This is a genomic window from Lysinibacillus sp. FSL K6-0057 (genome assembly GCF_038630885.1).
GTDB lineage: Bacteria > Bacillota > Bacilli > Bacillales_A > Planococcaceae > Lysinibacillus > Lysinibacillus fusiformis_F.
Genome location: NZ_CP152047.1, coordinates 1124921 through 1143566, shown reverse-complemented (window position 1 = coordinate 1143566; position 18646 = coordinate 1124921). Strand labels below are relative to the sequence as shown.

Below are 18646 nucleotides of genomic sequence, written 5' to 3'. Positions count from 1 at the left end.
CATTTGCATAGAATTGTTTTACTAACATAGACTATTCTAACGAAAGATTCTGATAAAGTCTACACTTTGTCTTTAGTTCGAATTTTCTCTCTTATTATGACGCTTTTTTCTATTTTGTGTACTAAAACAGCTTGTAAAAATAATCAGAATAATTCATTTTTTCTATATTTTTGCGCATGTTGCTGATCCAAACGATAAATAAATGCAAAAACTTCTGCTACTGCCTGATATAATTCTTCAGGAATAGACTCATTTAAATCTAATTGACCAAGCAACTGCACAAGGTTAGGATCCTCATAAATCGGCACATTATGCTCATTTGCGCGAGCTAAAATATTTTCTGCAATCTTCCCTTTTCCCTTTGCTACAACAGTGGGACTATCAAATTGACCAAGCTTATACGTAAGTGCAATTGCCTCTTTCCGGGTAAGTTTTTCTTCGCTCATACGCGGATATCCACCCCACTCTGCTCCTCTCGCTGTTCTACTACAGGACTTACTTTTTCCGTTTGCCCTTTGTCAAATTGTTTAATAAACACTCCTGATAGTTGATAATTTTTTTCTGCCAACCCAGCTTTCAAGGCAACCTTTAACGGCTCGGCAAGTGATTGAATTTCCGAATTTTCATTAAAGACCGTTACTGTGACGACTCTATTTTGAACCTGCATATCAATCACTGTTTCTTGCATGGATGCCATCTGTAAATAAAATAATACGCGTGCATAGTTGGCATCAATTTTGCCATTTTCTTTCATGCGTCCATTCCACTGTAATGTTGCATCCATTTTCTTGCCAAAAAATTCAAGTGGGACTTGCATGATAAGCTGATGTTGATGACCATTTTCTCCTGAAGATAGCTGCATACCATTCATACGCGTCATGAGCATCTCTGCCGCTTCCTTTATTTGCGGTGTTGTATTAGTTTCCTGCAATAATGTATGGAGCTGTGGCTTTAGCTGATGTGCAATCATGTGTAAATCAGCCGATTTGTTTCCCAATGTTACCTCATAGCTAATTCCTAAATTTTTCAACACCGTTTTAAGAGCATGTTCCATCGCTTTACTATCCATTGAATTTTGCACTAGTGCATCTGCTTGTGTCACAACTTGCTGTATAAATGGCTGCGAAGAATCAATACTTTTTTTTACAAGATTGCGCATGAGCGCTTCATTCTGTGAAGGAGAATTTGCCTCTTGCCTAAATAGGGATAACAAATGATCTTTCACCGAAAGTGCATGGGCATCCTGTGTAAATAAACGATCAGTTGTATTTTGGGCAAATGCTTTTAATAACTGATCCTGCATTTGTTTAGCAAAAACCTCTAGCGTTTGTTTCGTTACTGGTAACTGATTAAAACGATCCACCAGCTGATTGATTTGCTGTTTTTGCTCATTGGTTAATAAACTTTGACTGTTTGTCCATGATTTAAGCTGTTCCACCAGTTGCCTAGCATCTTCAGGCTTTGTAGCAAGTATAGTTTGAATAACTTGACCAGCTTGCTGCATTGGTTGAAAGGCTTTAGCTTCATTCATATTTGACCAGTTTTGCAACGTAGCCTGCTGGGGAAGGATCCCCGACTCTTTTAGAATCGATAAAGCTTGCATTTTTTCGCTCGTTGTCGCAGCACTATTCGTTAAACTTTGTAGAACCCTAGCAAGCACAGCACTACCTGTTTCTACTTCAAAGGGCTTGGCAATCGCTTGTACTTGTTGCATTAAATTTTGCCTAAATGACTCAGATAGGGTTGTATCCTTTGCTAAAAGCTGGGCAAAGTTGTCCATGATAGCGGTCATACCAGAAGTCTTTTGACCACTAATCAATGCTTGAAACACATCGTTTGTCATAGGCATTTTAAGCTCGATCATTTTTTGTATAGTTTGTAGAGCATCCATTTTTGATATACCTTCTGGTAATGCCTTTAACCACATTTCAGCTTGTAGCATTTGGTCTTTTGAAATAGGTAACTGTGCTTTCATAAAATGTCCTAATAATTGCTGCATTTCTGCTGATTTAGGCAAATTCATGGATTCTAATAACTGATTAATTTGCTGACTTGGGGTAGCTGCCTGCGCCATCGGTCCAGTCACTATTTTCAATTCCGTTTGTGGATTTGTTCCTGTTACCTGAAAGAAATGGGCATCTCCAGCTTTTAACGGCACTTCGAGTTTAGCTATAAATTTTTGATTACCTACTTGTATTTCTGCCATTTGATCTGGATATAATTGCTTAATTGTTCCGTGAAATACTTGTCCTTGTTTTAAAGCAAGTGGTTGATTTGTCGAAGTGATCGCATTTTGTTGCAGTTGAATCGGATTAAATGATGTGGCTGTCATCTACATACTCCTTTCATCAATTACTCCTACGTGTAATTGTCTACCGTTTTTTAGCTTTATTGAAACATAGATTTTATTGGTTCAAACGATTTACGATGGTGAATAGACGGTCCAAATTCTTCTAACGCTTTTAAATGTTGCTTTGTCCCATACCCCGCATGTTGCCTAAAGCCATACATCGGAAATTCTTCATCTAATTGATCCATATACTCATCCCGTGCCGTTTTAGCTAAAATGGATGCAGCTGCTATCGCTAGGCTCTTGGCGTCCCCTTTTATAATGGAATCCTGAGGGAGCGAAATAGGTAATGTCATGGCATCCACTAAAACAACATCAGGCTTCGTCGCTAATGATTCCACACTTGCTTTCATAGATTGTTTCGTTGCCTCATATATATTCAGTTCATCAATTTGCTGGGCAGGCTGAAAATGAATGAAATAGCTTATGGCATGCTCTTTAATTAATGTGGCAAAACCGTTTCGTTTATCCTTCGATAATTGCTTTGAGTCATTCAAACCAACAAGTGCCTCACAATTTGTCGGTAAAATTACAGCTGCCGTCACGACTGGTCCCGCTAGTGGTCCCCTTCCTGCTTCATCTACACCTGCAATAAATGCATCTGTTCCCCCATAGCTTAAATCAAATGCGACTTTTTTTTGATGCTCTTGCAGTAATTGATGTTTTTTATCTTGTCTCTTTTGCCAAGTAAGCCATGCCTTTTGTACGCCAGCTCTTTCATCCGCTGCAATGTCTTTCATCCAATCTTGCCATTCCTCGGCATCTTTCAATGCAGTTGTAATTTCCTTAATGGTTTTCATTGTGTACTCCTTCTTACTTCTATTCATTCAAACTATATCATGTTCAGTTCTTTATGTAGTCTCTTTAACTAGAAAACTATTTCCTCTCTATAGTCATTATCGGTAAAAAAATGCATTCCTAAAAGAAAAACTGTCACAAAAGAACGTGTGACAGTTTCAAATACTTATACTTGTTCAGTTTCTTTTTCTAATTGCTCATCCACAAAATCAAAGGTTAGTTTACCTAATTGTAATCCGCGGATATCTCGAACAATTAGTTGAGCTACTTGATCATAATCAATCTCTCCACCCGGACCGAATACACGGCGCAGCTTGCCTATATGGTCAAAAGTGTCCACTAGCTCCTCGTGGATAAATTCCAAACCATAACGCTCCTCCATTCGCTTTGGGTAATGAACAGATAAGAAGCGTAAGCCATAGACAGCTAGGTCTTCCATATTTGTAATCGTGTCCTTAATAGCACCAGTTAAAGCTAATTTAAAGCCTACTTCTTGATCCTCAAACTTTGGCCATAAAATACCGGGTGTATCCAATAGTTCAAGCTCTTTACCAACTTTGATCCATTGCTGTGCTTTTGTCACACCTGGGGTATTCCCCGTTTTAGCGATATTTTTTTTCGCTAATCGATTAATCAATGTGGATTTCCCTACGTTTGGAATTCCCACAATCATGGCACGAATAGCTCTAGGTTTCATTCCTCTTGCTTTCATGCGATCAAATTTTTCTTTTAAAATTTCTTGCGCCGCTTTTGTTACTTGCTGTAAGCCCTTGCCCTCAAGTGAGTTAATGGCTACTGCTTTATGACCACGCTTTGCAAAATACTCTACCCATTTCCGTGTTTCTTGCTCATCTGCCATATCCGCTTTATTTAAAATCAAAAGACGAGGCTTTTGGTTAATGACTTCGTCGATCATCGGATTACGTGAGGATAGCGGTAAACGTGCATCTATTAATTCAAATATAATGTCAACAAGCTTTAATTTTTCAGTTACTTCACGTCGGGCTTTAGCCATATGCCCGGGAAACCATTGTATCGTCACAGCTATACCTCCTAAACTAAAAGAAAAAGGGAGTGATTATGCTCTCCCTTTCATGCATTACTTTACAATTTTTATGTCACTAAATGGCCAGAAAATCAGACTGGTGTTACCAATAATTTCTTTTTGGTCAACAAGGCCAATATGTCGACTGTCTTTACTATATCGACGATTATCCCCCATAACAAAGATATATCCCTCAGGAATGGTATTGCTATCCAAGGAAACATCGATGTCACTTAAGGTGAAATCTTCTGTTAAGGTCCCCTCAGTAATTTGCGCTTTATAGGCATCTAAATAGGGTTCATCAATTGGCTCTCCATTTATATACAATTGATCATCCTTATACTCCAATGTATCTCCTGGCAAGCCAATTACACGCTTTATGTAATTTTTTTGTTCAGGTGCATGGAATACAACGATGTCAAAACGTTTTGGTTCACCTATTTTATAACCAATTTTATTCACAATCATTCGGTCGCCATCTTCAAGGGTTGGCATCATGGACTCTCCATCAACTGCAATGGGTGTAAATAAAAAATATCGAATAACTGCAGCAATCGCAAATGCAATTAATAGTGCTTTTGTCCATTCCCATAATTCATTTTTTTCTTTCACTTGTTTTTCCATTGAGAATTGCCCCCTTGTCTAACACCATTTTAGATGATAGTGAATAAAGATGACAAGCAAAAAGAAAAGAGGCTTGAACACAAGCCCCTCACTTTTAAGTCATAATTATCGAATTTCTTTAATACGAGCAGCTTTACCACGTAGGTTACGTAGGTAGTAAAGTTTAGCACGACGTACTTTACCACGACGTACAACTTCTAAGTTAGCGATTTTTGGTGTGTGTACAGGGAATGTACGCTCAACACCTACACCGTAAGAAATTTTACGAACTGTGAAAGTTTCGCTAATTCCGCCACCACGACGTTTAATTACTACACCTTCGAAAAGTTGGATACGTTCACGAGTACCCTCTACTACTTTCACGTGTACCTTAACAGTATCACCTGGACGGAAAGTTGGTAGATCAGAGCGAAGCTGAGATTTTGTAATTTCTGTAATAATGTTTGACATTGTTTTCTCTCCTTAGACAGATGCTCTTGCACGCAATCTATGCCACAGCGGAACACCGTAATTCAGTACTTCACATAGAAGTACAGATTAGATGTTATCATAAATAGAGTCGGCAATCAAGCATCTAGATGATTGTTTTTTAGTTTTTCTACATACAATTTTTGCTTGTCTGTTAATGGATATTGCTCCAATAAGTCAGGACGGCGCTCAAAAGTTCTTTTCAGCGATTGTTCCTCTCTCCACTGGTCGATTTTAGCATGATTCCCCGATAATAAAACATCAGGTACCTTCATGCCACGGAACTCCGCAGGTCGTGTATAATGTGGATGCTCCAGTAGACCCGTTGAAAAAGAATCCTGTATATGCGAATCCTCTTGCCCTAAGACACCAGGTAACAATCTAACTACACTATCAATAACAGTCATAGCGCCTAATTCCCCACCTGTTAACACGAAATCGCCAATGGAAATTTCATCTGTTACAAGGTGCTGACGTATACGCTCATCATAGCCTTCATAATGACCACATAAGAACACTAACTCTGTTTCCCGGGCTAGCTCTTCTGCTTTTTTTTGGGTAAAGCGTTCCCCTTGAGGACACATTAATATGATCCGTGGCTGTTTGCCTGCAGTGATGGCCTCTACCGCACTAAACATCGGTTCAGGCTTTAATACCATACCTGCACCACCACCATATGGATAGTCGTCAACTTGATTATGCTTGTTCCCTGAAAATGTACGAATATCCGTTACCTCTAAATTTACAGCACCCTTTTCTTGTGCTTTCTTTAAAATAGATGCACCGAAAACGCCTGAAAACATATCAGGAAACAGGCTTAATACATGAATATTCATCATAATAAGCCTTCCATAACATGAATGACAATTTTTTTATCCATAACATCAATATCTTTCACGATATCTTCTATATAAGGGATATAGTGTTCTTTCTTCGAGCCTTTCACTACCCATACATCGTTTGCCCCTGTTTGCAGGATATCTGCTACAACACCGATTGTTTCGCCCTCTTCAGAAATAACTGTGCAGCCGATTATTTCATGGAAAAAGAACTCATTTTCTTCAAGTAGATCATCAGTCATTTGATCTTTTGTCACTTTCAGCATGCCTTCTTTAAACGGCTCAACTAGGTTGATATTGTTCATGCCTTCAAAAGTTAATAAAATAAAGTTTTTATGACGACGCACAGAGTCAATCGTTACCCATGTTGGTTTCTTATCGTCTTTTTTAAAGGCAGCAAGCTTATTTCCTACTGCAAAACGCTCTTCTTCAAAGTCTGTTGTCGATAATACACGTACCTCACCACGGATACCGTGCGTATTGACAATTCGACCTACATTAAACCATTCCATTTTACTTTCACCTCGTAAAAACATGCTTATCTCCACAATGCACCTTGCTCATCTAACAAAGGTCCCGTTCTTGCAGATGTGCTTTGGAAGAATGTAGTTTTAGTTAAGACTCAATTGTCTTGTCAATAATAATATAAGCGATATCCTTTAGCTATACTCCTTATTAAAGGTTTATTTTCCACTTCAACAGAAATCATAGCGATATGCTGATGTTAAAAAAAGATAAAAAAAGGAAGGAACCTACAAGCTCCCTCCTTCTTCGTCCAGATTTTACACTTCATGCTAAAAGCCCACTTCGAACTCCTAAGCGACATGTAAACACACCTATCAGGACTCACTAGTACTTGTTGCAAGAGCGTGAAAATCTTTTCTATTAATCCAATATATCGACGTAGGTCTTCTTTTGATGGTGACTACCTGCCGCTGAATAAACAATTGTACGAATCGCTTTTGCTACTCGCCCTTGCTTGCCTATGACTTTCCCTCTATCCTCTGGATGAACAAAAAGTTTATAAACAATTCGATTTGCATTTTCATCCGTCTCAATACGAACTTCTTCTGGATAATCGACTAACGGTAAAACGATTGCTTCAATCAGCTGCTTCAAAGACGTCGCCCCCGATTATTTACTGAATTTTTGGTTATGGAATTTTTCCATGATACCTTGTTCTGAGAACAGGTTACGTACTGTATCTGATGGTTTTGCACCGTCAGCTAACCATTTAAGAGCTTTCTCTTCATCAATGTTTACAGTAGCTGGTTGAGTTAGTGGGTTGTAAGTACCAACTGTTTCGATTTGACGACCGTCACGTGGTGAACGAGCGTCTGCAACTACGATACGATAGAAAGGAGATTTTTTAGCTCCCATACGTTTTAAGCGAATTTTAACTGCCATTTTAATAGCACCTCCGAATAAGTTTCACACAAGATAGTATATTATCAATGTTTAGGTTGTTTGTAAAGTGTTTTTTCTTAACACCTAAAAATTATTATTTAAACAACGAATCAAAGCCTGGTAATTTCATTTTTTTCTTTCCTTTACCACTTGCCATTCCAGTCATTTGCTTCATCATTTTTTTCATTTCATCGAATTGCTTAATGAGACGATTCACCTCTTGAATAGATGTCCCAGAGCCTTTCGCAATACGTTTTTTACGGCTACCATTCATGATTTCTGGGTTGGTCTTTTCAGCAGGCGTCATCGAGTAAATAATGGCCTCTACACGCCCCATTTGCTTATCATCAACTTTTACATTATCTAAGCCTTTGATTTTATTAGCACCTGGGAGCATTTTTAAAATTTCATCAAGAGGGCCCATTTTCTTGACTTGCTGTAATTGCTCGACAAAATCATCAAAAGTGAATGTTTGAGATTTGAACTTTTCTTCTAATTCTTTCGCTTTGGCTTCATCTACATTTGCCTGTGCTTTCTCGATAAGTGACAGAACATCGCCCATACCTAAAATACGAGATGCCATACGCTCTGGATGGAATGGCTCGAGCGCATCCATTTTTTCGCCCATCCCGACAAATTTAATTGGTTTTTGCGTCACAGAACGGATAGATAATGCAGCACCACCACGTGTATCACCGTCAAGTTTTGTTAAAACAACTCCAGTAATACCAATTGCTTCATTAAAGCTTTCTGCTACATTGACTGCATCTTGACCCGTCATGGCATCGACAACTAGGAAAACCTCATCTGGCTCTTTTAATGCACGAATATCCTTTAACTCTTGCATTAGGTCTTCATCGATATGAAGACGACCAGCCGTATCGATGATTACTACATCATGATGCTCTTCCTTTGCTAATTCAATTGCCTGACGCGCAATTTCTACAGGAGATACTTCGGTTCCTAACGCAAAAACAGGTAGTGATAACTGTTTTCCTAATGTCTGTAATTGTTGGACAGCTGCTGGACGATAAACGTCTGCAGCAACTAGTAAAGGTTTACGATTATATTTTTTTCGTAGAACATTTGCCAATTTACCTGTAGTTGTCGTTTTACCCGCACCTTGTAAACCAACCATCATAATGACAGTGGGTGGCTTTGTATTAAACTTAATGGGACTTTGTTCGCCCCCCATTAATTCTGTTAATTCGTCCTGTACAATTTTAATAACTTGCTGACCTGGTGTTAAACTTTGCATAACATCAACACCGACAGCACGTTCACTTACCTTTTTTACGAATTCTTTGACTACTTTTAAGTTAACATCCGCCTCGATTAAAGCAAATCGGACTTCTCGCATCATTTCTTTAACGTCTTGCTCTGATACTTTCCCTTTGCCTTTAATCTTTTGGATCGTTCCTTGGAGTCGTTCCGCTAATCCTTCAAAAGCCATTGCTTTCGCCTCCTAATCCCATTCTTTCATCTGTTCAATAAGTGCTAACTGCTCTTCAGCTGTCATACTTTTTTCTGTAATCCCCATTGTTAGCTGTGACAGCATTTGGGTACGTTGTTTAAATTTTTCAAGTAAACATAATTTTTCTTCATATTCCTCAAGCATCGCTTCTGTTCGACGAATATTATCGTAAACAGCTTGGCGTGAAACACCATACGATTCGGCAATTTCTCCTAGGGAGTTATCATCCAAATAGTATAGCTCCATATAACTTCTTTGCTTATCAGTTAATAATGCTTGATAAAAGTCGAAGAGAAAGTTCATGCGTGTTGTTTTTTCAAGTAGCATCGAATGTTTCTCCTCCCGCTATTAGTCATTTGTATCATAACGAAAAGCGCCCGTCTGTGTCAAGGTAATCTCCTTGTCTAAAAGCCTAAATTGCTGCTATCAGGCATTTCTTGCCTTTAGCTAGTATTACTCTTTTAAACAAGCCCATTTCACCTATACACAGTCGAGCGTTTTTATCCATTACGTGTCAGTGTCATTTTATCCAATTTTGTTCAAAAACTGAAGCAAATTAAGCATCTACCTTCCCCAAAAGAGGAGGGAGATGAATTCTAATCAAGATAAAATTATTCAGCTACTGTTAGCTGTTACTCTTCATTATTTTGTAATTCCTTATCTAAACCATCGGCAAATAATCCATAAACATATCGTTCTGCATCAAATGGCTGTAAATCATCCATTTTCTCACCAAGACCCACAAATTTTACAGGAATGTGTAACTTGTTGCGAATCGCAAGGACAATACCACCTTTAGCTGTACCGTCAAGCTTTGTTAAAACAATACCTGTTACATTCGTCGCTTCTTTAAATGTTTGTGCTTGAACAAGCGCATTTTGGCCAGTTGTTGCATCTAATGCCAATAATACTTCATGTGGAGCATTTGGAATTTCACGTGAAATAACACGATGAACCTTTTCAAGCTCATTCATTAGGTTCACTTTGTTCTGCAAACGTCCAGCTGTATCACAAATTAACACATCCGCTTTTCTGTTTTTTGCTGCACGAATCGCATCATACATGACTGCCGCTGGGTCAGAGCCCTCTGATTGTTTAATGACCTCACAACCAACTCGGTCTCCCCACACTTGTAATTGATCAATGGCACCAGCACGGAACGTATCACCTGCAGCTAACACAACTGTTTTTCCTTGGGATCTTAAGCGATGCGCTAGCTTACCTATCGTCGTTGTTTTCCCAACGCCATTTACGCCAACAAATAAAATAACAGTCAGTTCACCATCTGGCTGCATATTTAGTTCAATTAAATCTTCTTCACCTTGCTCATAAATTTCTACAAGCTTCTCAGAAATCACTGCTTGAATACCATTTGTATCTTTGATATTTTTACGCTGAACTTCATAGCGAAGTTTATCCATGAGTTCCATGACTGTTTCAAATCCAACATCAGCCTGTAATAGTAAATCCTCTAATTCTTCAAAGAAATCCTCATCCACTTTACGATAACGTGCAACAAGGTCATTCACTTTTGAAGTAAAGGAATTACGTGTTTTTTCAAGACCAGCCTTGAACTTTTGTGTTATTGACCAAGCAGAAGGCTTTTTCTCTTCCAGTGGTTCGTCCTCTACTACAGCTAGCTCCTGTATTTCTGACTGTTCTTCTTCTATCTCAGGTGAGGATTCTGGTTCTGCTTCCACTTCAGCTTCTTTCACAATCTCCATTTCTGGTGAATCCTCACCTTGTTCAGGCACTTTTAGATCCACAGTCTCAATGGCAGCAGGTTCGTTTGATTCCTCTAGCTCTATTTGATCAGAATCCTGCTCTTTGTCAGCTGCCTCTAGTTTTTCTTCCTCTGCTGGATTACCCATTAATTTATCTTTTAAACGTTTAAAAAAACTCATGCTTGTTCGCTCCTTTGCTCCGCAAGTACGGGTTCATCTTCTAGTTTTACTGATACAAGTTTCGACACACCTGATTCCTGCATTGTTATACCATACAAGACATCGGCTCCCTCCATCGTTCCTTTACGGTGGGTAATAACAATGAATTGTGTGTTGCGACTAAACTTTTTCAAATATTGGCTATAACGCACAACATTCGCCTCATCTAAAGCCGCCTCTACTTCATCAAGAATACAAAATGGTACAGGTCGAATATTTAGAATGGAGAATAATAAAGCAATGGCCGTAAGTGCGCGCTCACCACCAGAAAGTAAACTTAAATTTTGTAATTTTTTTCCTGGAGGCTGTGCCACAATTTCAATACCTGTTTCTAATAAATTTTGCGGGTCAATTAAAACTAAATCAGCTTGCCCCCCGCCAAATAGTTCACGGAAAACACGTTTAAATTGCTCTCTAATAGCATAGAACGTTTCACTAAAGCGCAACGTCATTTCTTCATCCATTTCTTTGATTGCTTCATGCAATGTTTCCTGCGCAGCAAGCAAGTCCTCTCGTTGTTCAGTTAAGAAAGTATGACGTTCTAGCACTCTATCATATTCCTCAATTGCACCTAAATTAACAGGTCCTAGCTCTTCAATGGATCTTTTTAATAATTTTACACGTCTTCGCACAAACTCTTCATCTTCGATGGCTAGAGCTTCTTCTTCAGCCTCTTCGAATGTTAACTGATAATTTTCTTCGAGTTGTTCTATAAAATTATCCATTTCAAATTCTACACGATTTCGTTTTAACTCATTTGCACGTATTGCCTCAAGGTATCCTTTATGAATACGTTGCAGTTCCTTCAGTTGCTCTTCTAATGTAGCTAGTTCTTGTTGCTGACCTATTTTCTGCTCTTTCTTGTCAGAAATAGTTTCTTGTAAGGCATCTCTTCTTGCTTTCCATGTAACAACCTGTTCCTCGACCTCTTCATCACTTAAATGATTTGTCGATTCATCAGATTGAAGCCACACTATTTCCTGAGAAATATTTTTGACTTTTTGTTGTGCTTTGTTTAATTGTAGTGCTAGTTCAGCAGTAGTAATTTGAACTTGTGACATTTGTTCCTGCATAACTGCTAACTGTGAACGTTTTTCGGCAAGTCGTTCTCGTAATACATCTTTCTCTGTCTCACCTTGTAACTTTACCTTACTTAATTGTTCTACAGTTTCATTGATTTCGACAAGCTCTATAGCAAGGGTATTTAATCGCTCCACTGCCACTTGTTTTTGTGTCAACAATGCTTCCTCACGTGTTTTTACATCCTGTGTTTCAGTTGAAGCAAAGGTTACTCTGGCCGATAAGCTTTTTTCTACCATTTCTAGCTCACGAATACGGCTAGATTGTTGCATTTCATCTTTTCGTAGTTGCTCTCCTTCAAGCTTTAGTTGCTCTACTTGATCTCGCAGTATCGCAAGCTTCTCTTTTTCTGCTGCAACAGCCTGTTCGGCACTATAAATGGAAGCTTGTAATGATTCTAGCTTAAGGATTAAATCATCTAACTCGGCCTTTCTTGTGAAGAGTGAGGATTGCTGTTTCAATGCACCACCTGTTAATGAACCACCTGCATTGACAATATCTCCATCAAGTGTGACAACTCGGTATCGGAAACCACATAAACGAGCAATTTGACTTGCACCTTCTAAATTTGCTGCCACGATGACATTTCCTAAAAGGTTTTCAACAATTGTTCGATTATCTTCGTTAAAAGTAACAAGCGCATCTGCCATTTGAATAAAAGCAGGATGCTCAGTTGCTATTTGAATAGTCCCTAGATTAATTTTGCGTGATTTCATGACTGTTTTTGGTAAAAAAGTAGCACGTCCAGCCCGTTTTTGTTTTAACCAATGAATGGCCTGTTGTGCATGACGTTCATTGGTTGTGACAATATGTTGAGAGGCAGCACCTAAAGCTGTTTCGATCGCTTGTGAATACTTTCCTTCAACTTGAATTAACTCAGCTACAGCACCCTCAATACCTTGTAATTCGCCTTTATCACGAGCAAGTAAGACTTCTTTAACACCTTGGAAGAACCCAGAAAAATCAGCTTCGAGCTCAGCTAACGTATCTTTTCTAGCCTTTAGTTGCTGTTGGTGCTGGTAGGCTTTGTACAGCATATCCTGCTTTTCAGTAAAGGATATATTGACATTTTTCAACTGTATTTGTAAGGCTTCATGTTGCTCTATTTTTTTCTGCAAATCATTGGTTGTTAAGGCATGTTCAGCCACTAACTTTTCTTTTTCAGCAATAATTTGCATAAGCTCCTGTCCAATTTCATCTGTTTGATCGGACATTTTTGCTGCCATTGCCTTTTGTTGAGCTAATTGCTGGTCGATATTTTTCAATTCATTCTTGACTGTTGCTTCTTCATTTAATGAATCAATATATCGATTTTTATGCTCTTCGATTTCTTCCTCGATTTCCGTCACAGAACGATTTAATGATTGTTCTAACTGTTTGATGCTCTGTTTTAACACTGAAACGGCTTGTTGTTTCTCGGAGAACACTTCTTTTTTCTCCTGTTCTTGAACAAGCAGTAATTCTACCTCTGCTTTAGCCTCTTGTAATGTCGTATTCAGCTGCAGAAGTTGATTGGATGCATTTTGGCGTTTTTCAGCCATCAGTGCCTTACGACCATCCCAACGTTCTACCTCCATAGTGGCATTGACAAGTTCAGCTTGCGAAACATCCAAATAATCATCCAGATCTTTTAATAGCTTACGGATATTGGTAGTCTGTTTATCAATCGTTGTAATTTTTTGAGCTTGTTTTAGCTCCGTTGCTGAAAGCTCAGCAAACTCCTCTTTTAGCGCATGCAAAGATTGTGCACAATTTTTAAAATCATGCACAAGAATGGCAATATCAAAATCCTTTAGCTCGGTAGACATTTGTACATAGTCTCTTGCACTAGATGCCTGCATTTCAAGCGGCTCTAATCGGTTGTCTAATTCATGGAGAATGTCTAATACACGATACAAATTTTCATCTGTCTCAACAAGCTTATGCTCTGCTTTTTTCTTTCTTATTTTATACTTTAAAACGCCAGCTGCCTCTTCAAAAATAGAACGACGGTCATCAGGTCGGCTATTTAAAATTTCATCCACACGTCCTTGAGAGATGATTGAAAATGCCTCTTTTCCAAGTCCTGAATCCATAAACAAGTCCGTAATATCCTTCAGGCGACACTGTTGGTTATTTAATAAATATTCACTATCACCTGAACGGTATACGCGTCTTGTTACACTGACTTCTGTATAAGAAAAAGCAAGTTGCTCGTCAGTATTATCTAATATAAGTGTTACCTCTGCAAAGTTGAGTGGCTTACGAGAGTCACTCCCAGCGAAAATAACATCTTCCATCTTTGCTCCACGTAACGACTTTGCCGATTGCTCCCCAAGTACCCAACGAATCGCATCTGTGACATTACTTTTTCCACTGCCATTTGGTCCAACAACGGCTGTAACACCAGGTACAAAATCAATTCCAATGCGTTCCGCAAAAGATTTAAAGCCAATCACTTCTAGTCGTTTTAGGAACATCTATTAAGCCTCCTCTTTTGCAGCTTCTTCACGCATCATTCGCATAGCACATTGTGCAGCTTGCTGCTCGGCTTCTTTTTTTGATTTTCCACGACCAATACCAAGCTCTTGTCCATTTAATAATACGCTTGATACAAAGGTACGATTATGTGCTGGGCCTTTTTCATCGATAATCTCATAATGAAGAAGTCCATTATTGGTTTGCTGTACCATTTCTTGCAATTGACTTTTAAAATCCATCACATGCGAAAAAGCACCGACTTCTACTTTTGGGAACACGATCCGTTCTAAAAAGGACACGACCGTTTGTAAATCTTGATCTAAATAGAGTGCGCCTACAAATGATTCAAATACATCTGCAAGTAGCGCTGGACGTTCCCGACCACCTGTTAATTCCTCACCTTTTCCAAGTAAAACAAAGCGTCCAAAGCCTAGCTCATTAGCAAAAATAACTAGGGATGGCTCACAAACAATGGAAGCTCTTAACTTTGTTAACTCACCCTCGCTCATATTCGGGTATTTCTCAAAAAGATATTTAGAAACAGACAGTTCAAGTACTGCGTCTCCTAAAAATTCAAGACGCTCATTATCCGTAAATAGTTTACGGCGATGCTCATTCACATAAGATGAATGCGTGAATGCTTGGTACAATAAATTTTTATTAATAAATGTGATATTTAATTCATGCTGTAACAGCTCAAATTGATTGCGTACTTTTTCAGGAAGTACGCCAGATTTCTGCATAGTTCCTTTTCTTTTCATAGCCATTGAACAAATCTGCCTTCCTAATAGTTTCTACCGTTTTAGTGTACCTTTTTCAAGGCGTTTATGCAAAAGTATTTCGGCTTAAACACAATGTTTTGGAAATTTTTCCGAAAATTTATCTTGATTCAGCATGCATCTCCCTTGAGAGAGAATTTTGAAGCCAAAGCGTAATTAATTTTCAACATGAAAAAAGGGACGTTAATAGATCGAAAACCGATCCATTTCGTCCCCTTTAAATACATCTTCATTCATTGAATCTGCTTCTTCTTTCAAGTAAAAGCAGAAAAAGTAATTTCTACTTTATTCAAGCTACCATAAAAACCATTGTATGATTACGATGACCATTACACCTATAGAGGTGATCTATTTTCACTAAATAAAGTTTTAACGAAATTAGTTTAATTTACTTTCGATGTATGAGATTGCAGTACCTACTGTTGAGATTTTTTCAGCATCTTCATCAGAAATTTCCATATCGAATTCGTCTTCAAGCTCCATTACAAGCTCAACTACGTCTAATGAGTCAGCACCTAAATCATCACGGAAAGAAGCTTCAAGCGTTACTTCGCTTTCTTCCACACCTAAACGGTCCACGATTACTTTTGTTACGCGTTCTAATACTGTAGACAAATGATTCACCTCCCCTCAAATGATTATACAAAAAATCAGCGTATATGCCTAATTGAAATTACATGACCATGCCGCCATCAATATGAAGCGTTTGCCCTGTCATATAATTAGCGTCATCCGATGCAAGGAAAGCTACTGCTTTTGCAATATCCTCTGGCTGACCAAGTTTCGCAAGAGGAATCTGTGTAAGCATACCTTGTTTGATATCCTCTGGCAATTGTTCTGTCATTTCTGTTTCAATAAAACCTGGTGCAATGGCATTGACTAAAATATGACGAGAAGCTAATTCCTTTGCCGTCGTTTTCGTTAGTCCAATAACACCTGCTTTAGCCGCAACATAGTTGGCTTGACCAGCATTCCCCGCTACACCAACGATAGAAGAAATATTAATAATACGACCTGCACGTTGCTTCATCATTTGACGTGTTACCGCTTTAGTACAAAGGAAAACACCTTTAAGGTTCGTGTCTAATACATCGTCCCATTCGTCCTCTTTCATACGCATGATCAAGTTATCTCTTGTAATACCAGCATTATTAACTAAAATATCAAGAGAACCAAATGTTTTCACAGCAGCATCCATTAAAGCTGTAACTTCTTCTGTCTTTGAAACGCTAGCTTGCACAGCAATGGCTTCGCCACCGTTTTCTTGAATCATCGCCACTACTTCTTCCGCTTTTGCCTGTGAGCCACTATAGTTCACAACAACCTTCGCACCTTCATCAGCAAGCTTTAAAGCAATAGCACGTCCAATTCCTCTTGAAGCTCCTGTTACAACAGCTACTTTTCCTTCTAATTTACGCATTGATTGACCACTCCTTCGATGCTTCTAAAACTGCTTCTAATGAAGCTTCATCATAAACACAATAAGCTGCAACAGAGCGATCAATTTTTTTCAAGAGACCGCTTAATACTTTGCCAGGTCCACATTCGATAAAGACATCAACGCCCTGCGCAATCATTTCACGCATAGATGCTTCCCATTGCACAGCACTATAGACCTGTTCAACTAGCTCCTGTTGAATCGCAGCTAAATCTTTTAATTCCTTCGCCATTACATTACCAATCACAGGTATTTCAGGTGCGGATAAAGAAACCTCTGCCAATGCTGCTTGCAGTTTCTCTGAGGATGGTTGCATTAAATCAGAGTGGAAAGGACCACTTACAACTAAAGGGATTGCTCGTTTTGCACCAGCTTCTTTAGCGGCGATACTTGCTTTATCTACTCCTTCTTTAGTGCCTGAAATAACAATTTGTCCTGGACAATTCACATTGGCCACCTGAACAGAGTCGCCTGCAGCTGACACCTGCTTTGTTACCTCGTTCAATGCCTCTAGTTCCATTCCTAGAATTGCCGCCATCGCACCTTGTCCTGCTGGTACAGCTTCATTCATATAAAGACCTCGTTTATGCACGATCGACACGGCATCATCAAATGACATAACGCCTGCTAAAACCAATGCACTATATTCTCCAAGTGAATGACCCGCTGCGTAGTGTGGTTGAATACCTGCTGCGCGCAACTTTTCGGCCACCATTACACCAGTAGTAAGAAGCGCTGGCTGTGCATGATATGTCAATGTTAACTCTTCTGCTGGACCTTCTAACATTAATTTAGATAATTCAAATTGAAGAGCTTGATCTGCACGATCATAAAACGCTTTACTTTCTGCAGCATTTTCAACAAACTCTTGACCCATTCCAACTACTTGCGAACCCTGTCCTGGAAAAATAAATGCTATTTTCGTCATTTGAATAATCCCCTTTGCTTAATCAATTTCTATGTGACGTACTGTCTCAGTAATCGTCGAGATAACGGTATGCTCTACCATCGTATTGGCTTGTCGAATGGCACTGAAAATCGCTTTCGCGTTAGATGATCCATGTGCCTTAATAACAGGTGCTTGTAAGCCAAACAATCCTGCGCCACCATACTCTGTATAGTCCATTTTATTTTTCAAGTCACGTAAATTATTTTTCATGAGTGCTGCCGAAATTTTTGTTTTCGTTGAAGACATAAAGGCCTCTTTCAACATGGAAAATAAAGCACCGGCCGTCCCTTCAATAGACTTCAACACCATATTGCCTGTAAAGCCATCCGTTACAACAACATCAGCTACTCCTTCAAGTAAATCACGCGCTTCAACATTACCAATAAAATTCAAATCCGCTTCCTTCAATAATTCGAAGGCTGCTTTCGTTAGTTCATTTCCTTTTTTATCCTCAGTGCCGATATTTAATAAGCCAATTCGTGGTTTTTGTAATCCTCCAACCTTTTTAGCATAAATATCACCCATAATCGCATATTGCACTAAATGCTCTGGTCGAGCATCTGCGTTTGCTCCTAAATCAAGCATTAAAAAGCCTTTACCATCTAATGTTGGTAGCGTTGTAGCTAATGCTGGTCGAGCTATTCCCTCAATGCGACCTACTTTAAATAAGCCTCCTGCCATAAGGGCACCTGTGTTCCCAGCAGAAAGGCAAGCATCTGCTCTACCTTCTTCTACTGCATCCATCATACGTGCCATTGAAGAATCTTTTTTTCTACGAACAGCGCGGGCAGGATCATCAGTTCCTTCTACTACTTCCTCACAATGTATAACCTTTAATCGATCATGTTGTTTTAAAAATGGTTCCAGCTTATCTTGCTGACCATATAATTGAATTTCTAAGTTTGGGATTTGCTCTAATGCTAAAAGTGCACCTTCAACAACTGATTTTGGTGCATTGTCTCCACCCATTCCATCAAGCGCTAATTTCATTG

Annotated in this window: 19 protein-coding genes; all 19 read right to left on the bottom strand. The window is 38.9% G+C overall.

What is annotated here, in order from left to right:
* Positions 1-143 precede the first annotated feature (143 nt).
* The 19 genes from MHB40_RS05310 to plsX all read right to left on the bottom strand — a co-directional run bounded on the left by MHB40_RS05310 (position 144) and on the right by plsX (position 18644).
* Positions 144-446 (bottom strand): EscU/YscU/HrcU family type III secretion system export apparatus switch protein, encoded by a 303-nt coding sequence (locus MHB40_RS05310; protein WP_048391628.1) that lies wholly within the window; start codon positions 444-446, stop codon positions 144-146.
* Positions 443-2332, bottom strand: coding sequence for a hypothetical protein (locus tag MHB40_RS05305; RefSeq protein ID WP_342534070.1), 1890 nt, complete (start codon positions 2330-2332; stop codon positions 443-445). The genes MHB40_RS05310 and MHB40_RS05305 overlap by 4 nt, the downstream gene beginning before the upstream one ends.
* Before the next feature lie 56 nt (positions 2333-2388).
* Positions 2389-3150, bottom strand: coding sequence for a ribonuclease HII (locus MHB40_RS05300; protein ID WP_342534069.1), 762 nt, complete (start codon positions 3148-3150; stop codon positions 2389-2391).
* A 164-nt stretch (positions 3151-3314) separates the two neighbouring features.
* Positions 3315-4190 (bottom strand): ribosome biogenesis GTPase YlqF, encoded by an 876-nt coding sequence (gene ylqF, locus MHB40_RS05295; protein ID WP_205441928.1) that lies wholly within the window; start codon positions 4188-4190, stop codon positions 3315-3317.
* Between the two features lie 57 nt (positions 4191-4247).
* Positions 4248-4817: a signal peptidase I gene (gene lepB / locus MHB40_RS05290; protein WP_342442687.1), complete on the bottom strand. Its 570-nt coding sequence runs from the start codon at positions 4815-4817 to the stop codon at positions 4248-4250.
* Between the two features lie 105 nt (positions 4818-4922).
* Entirely contained in the window at positions 4923-5267 is a 345-nt protein-coding gene (gene rplS / locus MHB40_RS05285; RefSeq protein ID WP_205441927.1) for a 50S ribosomal protein L19, read from the bottom strand.
* 116 nt (positions 5268-5383) lie between these two features.
* Positions 5384-6121 (bottom strand): tRNA (guanosine(37)-N1)-methyltransferase TrmD, encoded by a 738-nt coding sequence (trmD, locus tag MHB40_RS05280; protein ID WP_342443697.1) that lies wholly within the window; start codon positions 6119-6121, stop codon positions 5384-5386.
* A complete protein-coding gene (gene rimM, locus MHB40_RS05275) occupies positions 6121-6636 on the bottom strand; it encodes a ribosome maturation factor RimM (RefSeq protein WP_342442686.1) in 516 nt (171 codons plus the stop codon). The genes trmD and rimM overlap by 1 nt, the downstream gene beginning before the upstream one ends.
* 373 nt (positions 6637-7009) lie before the next feature.
* A complete protein-coding gene (locus MHB40_RS05270) occupies positions 7010-7243 on the bottom strand; it encodes a KH domain-containing protein (protein ID WP_004269410.1) in 234 nt (77 codons plus the stop codon).
* A 15-nt stretch (positions 7244-7258) separates the two neighbouring features.
* Positions 7259-7531, bottom strand: coding sequence for a 30S ribosomal protein S16 (gene rpsP, locus MHB40_RS05265; protein WP_004269411.1), 273 nt, complete (start codon positions 7529-7531; stop codon positions 7259-7261).
* 94 nt (positions 7532-7625) lie between these two features.
* Positions 7626-8984: a signal recognition particle protein gene (gene ffh, locus MHB40_RS05260; RefSeq protein WP_205441925.1), complete on the bottom strand. Its 1359-nt coding sequence runs from the start codon at positions 8982-8984 to the stop codon at positions 7626-7628.
* A gap of 12 nt (positions 8985-8996) precedes the next feature.
* Complete coding sequence (locus MHB40_RS05255; RefSeq protein WP_342534068.1) at positions 8997-9332, bottom strand: putative DNA-binding protein; 336 nt, start codon at positions 9330-9332, stop codon at positions 8997-8999.
* Positions 9333-9637: 305 nt separating this feature from the next.
* Positions 9638-10909, bottom strand: a complete 1272-nt coding sequence (gene ftsY / locus MHB40_RS05250) for a signal recognition particle-docking protein FtsY (protein WP_342534067.1) — start codon at positions 10907-10909, stop codon at positions 9638-9640.
* The gene (smc, locus tag MHB40_RS05245) at positions 10906-14487 is read right to left on the bottom strand and encodes a chromosome segregation protein SMC (protein WP_342534066.1); all 3582 of its coding nucleotides are present in this window, start codon (positions 14485-14487) and stop codon (positions 10906-10908) included. Before smc ends, ftsY begins: the two co-directional genes overlap by 4 nt.
* 3 nt (positions 14488-14490) lie before the next feature.
* Complete coding sequence (gene rnc / locus MHB40_RS05240; RefSeq protein WP_012293239.1) at positions 14491-15255, bottom strand: ribonuclease III; 765 nt, start codon at positions 15253-15255, stop codon at positions 14491-14493.
* A 390-nt stretch (positions 15256-15645) separates the two neighbouring features.
* The gene (gene acpP, locus MHB40_RS05235) at positions 15646-15882 is read right to left on the bottom strand and encodes an acyl carrier protein (protein ID WP_009371143.1); all 237 of its coding nucleotides are present in this window, start codon (positions 15880-15882) and stop codon (positions 15646-15648) included.
* Between the two features lie 58 nt (positions 15883-15940).
* Positions 15941-16687 carry a 3-oxoacyl-[acyl-carrier-protein] reductase gene (gene fabG / locus MHB40_RS05230; RefSeq protein WP_205441920.1) on the bottom strand — a complete coding sequence of 249 codons (747 nt, stop codon included), beginning with the start codon at positions 16685-16687 and terminating at the stop codon, positions 15941-15943.
* Entirely contained in the window at positions 16680-17633 is a 954-nt protein-coding gene (gene fabD / locus MHB40_RS05225; RefSeq protein WP_342442682.1) for an ACP S-malonyltransferase, read from the bottom strand. Before fabD ends, fabG begins: the two co-directional genes overlap by 8 nt.
* 18 nt (positions 17634-17651) lie before the next feature.
* Positions 17652-18644, bottom strand: a complete 993-nt coding sequence (gene plsX, locus MHB40_RS05220; protein ID WP_205441918.1) for a phosphate acyltransferase PlsX — start codon at positions 18642-18644, stop codon at positions 17652-17654.
* Positions 18645-18646: the final 2 nt, after the last annotated feature.

Bases quoted from the DNA above. Each gene is read 5' to 3' on its own strand.
- MHB40_RS05310 (WP_048391628.1), bottom strand. From the start codon at position 446: ATGAGCGAAGAAAAACTTACCCGGAAAGAGGCAATTGCACTTACGTAT.
- MHB40_RS05305 (WP_342534070.1), bottom strand. From the start codon at position 2,332: ATGACAGCCACATCATTTAATCCGATTCAACTGCAACAAAATGCGATC.
- MHB40_RS05300 (WP_342534069.1), bottom strand. From the start codon at position 3,150: ATGAAAACCATTAAGGAAATTACAACTGCATTGAAAGATGCCGAGGAA.
- lepB (WP_342442687.1), bottom strand. From the start codon at position 4,817: ATGGAAAAACAAGTGAAAGAAAAAAATGAATTATGGGAATGGACAAAA.
- rplS (WP_205441927.1), bottom strand. From the start codon at position 5,267: ATGTCAAACATTATTACAGAAATTACAAAATCTCAGCTTCGCTCTGAT.
- trmD (WP_342443697.1), bottom strand. From the start codon at position 6,121: ATGAATATTCATGTATTAAGCCTGTTTCCTGATATGTTTTCAGGCGTT.
- rimM (WP_342442686.1), bottom strand. From the start codon at position 6,636: ATGGAATGGTTTAATGTAGGTCGAATTGTCAATACGCACGGTATCCGT.
- rpsP (WP_004269411.1), bottom strand. From the start codon at position 7,531: ATGGCAGTTAAAATTCGCTTAAAACGTATGGGAGCTAAAAAATCTCCT.
- ffh (WP_205441925.1), bottom strand. From the start codon at position 8,984: ATGGCTTTTGAAGGATTAGCGGAACGACTCCAAGGAACGATCCAAAAG.
- MHB40_RS05255 (WP_342534068.1), bottom strand. From the start codon at position 9,332: ATGCTACTTGAAAAAACAACACGCATGAACTTTCTCTTCGACTTTTAT.
- ftsY (WP_342534067.1), bottom strand. From the start codon at position 10,909: ATGAGTTTTTTTAAACGTTTAAAAGATAAATTAATGGGTAATCCAGCA.
- smc (WP_342534066.1), bottom strand. From the start codon at position 14,487: ATGTTCCTAAAACGACTAGAAGTGATTGGCTTTAAATCTTTTGCGGAA.
- rnc (WP_012293239.1), bottom strand. From the start codon at position 15,255: ATGGCTATGAAAAGAAAAGGAACTATGCAGAAATCTGGCGTACTTCCT.
- fabG (WP_205441920.1), bottom strand. From the start codon at position 16,687: ATGCGTAAATTAGAAGGAAAAGTAGCTGTTGTAACAGGAGCTTCAAGA.
- fabD (WP_342442682.1), bottom strand. From the start codon at position 17,633: ATGACGAAAATAGCATTTATTTTTCCAGGACAGGGTTCGCAAGTAGTT.
- plsX (WP_205441918.1), bottom strand. From the start codon at position 18,644: ATGAAATTAGCGCTTGATGGAATGGGTGGAGACAATGCACCAAAATCA.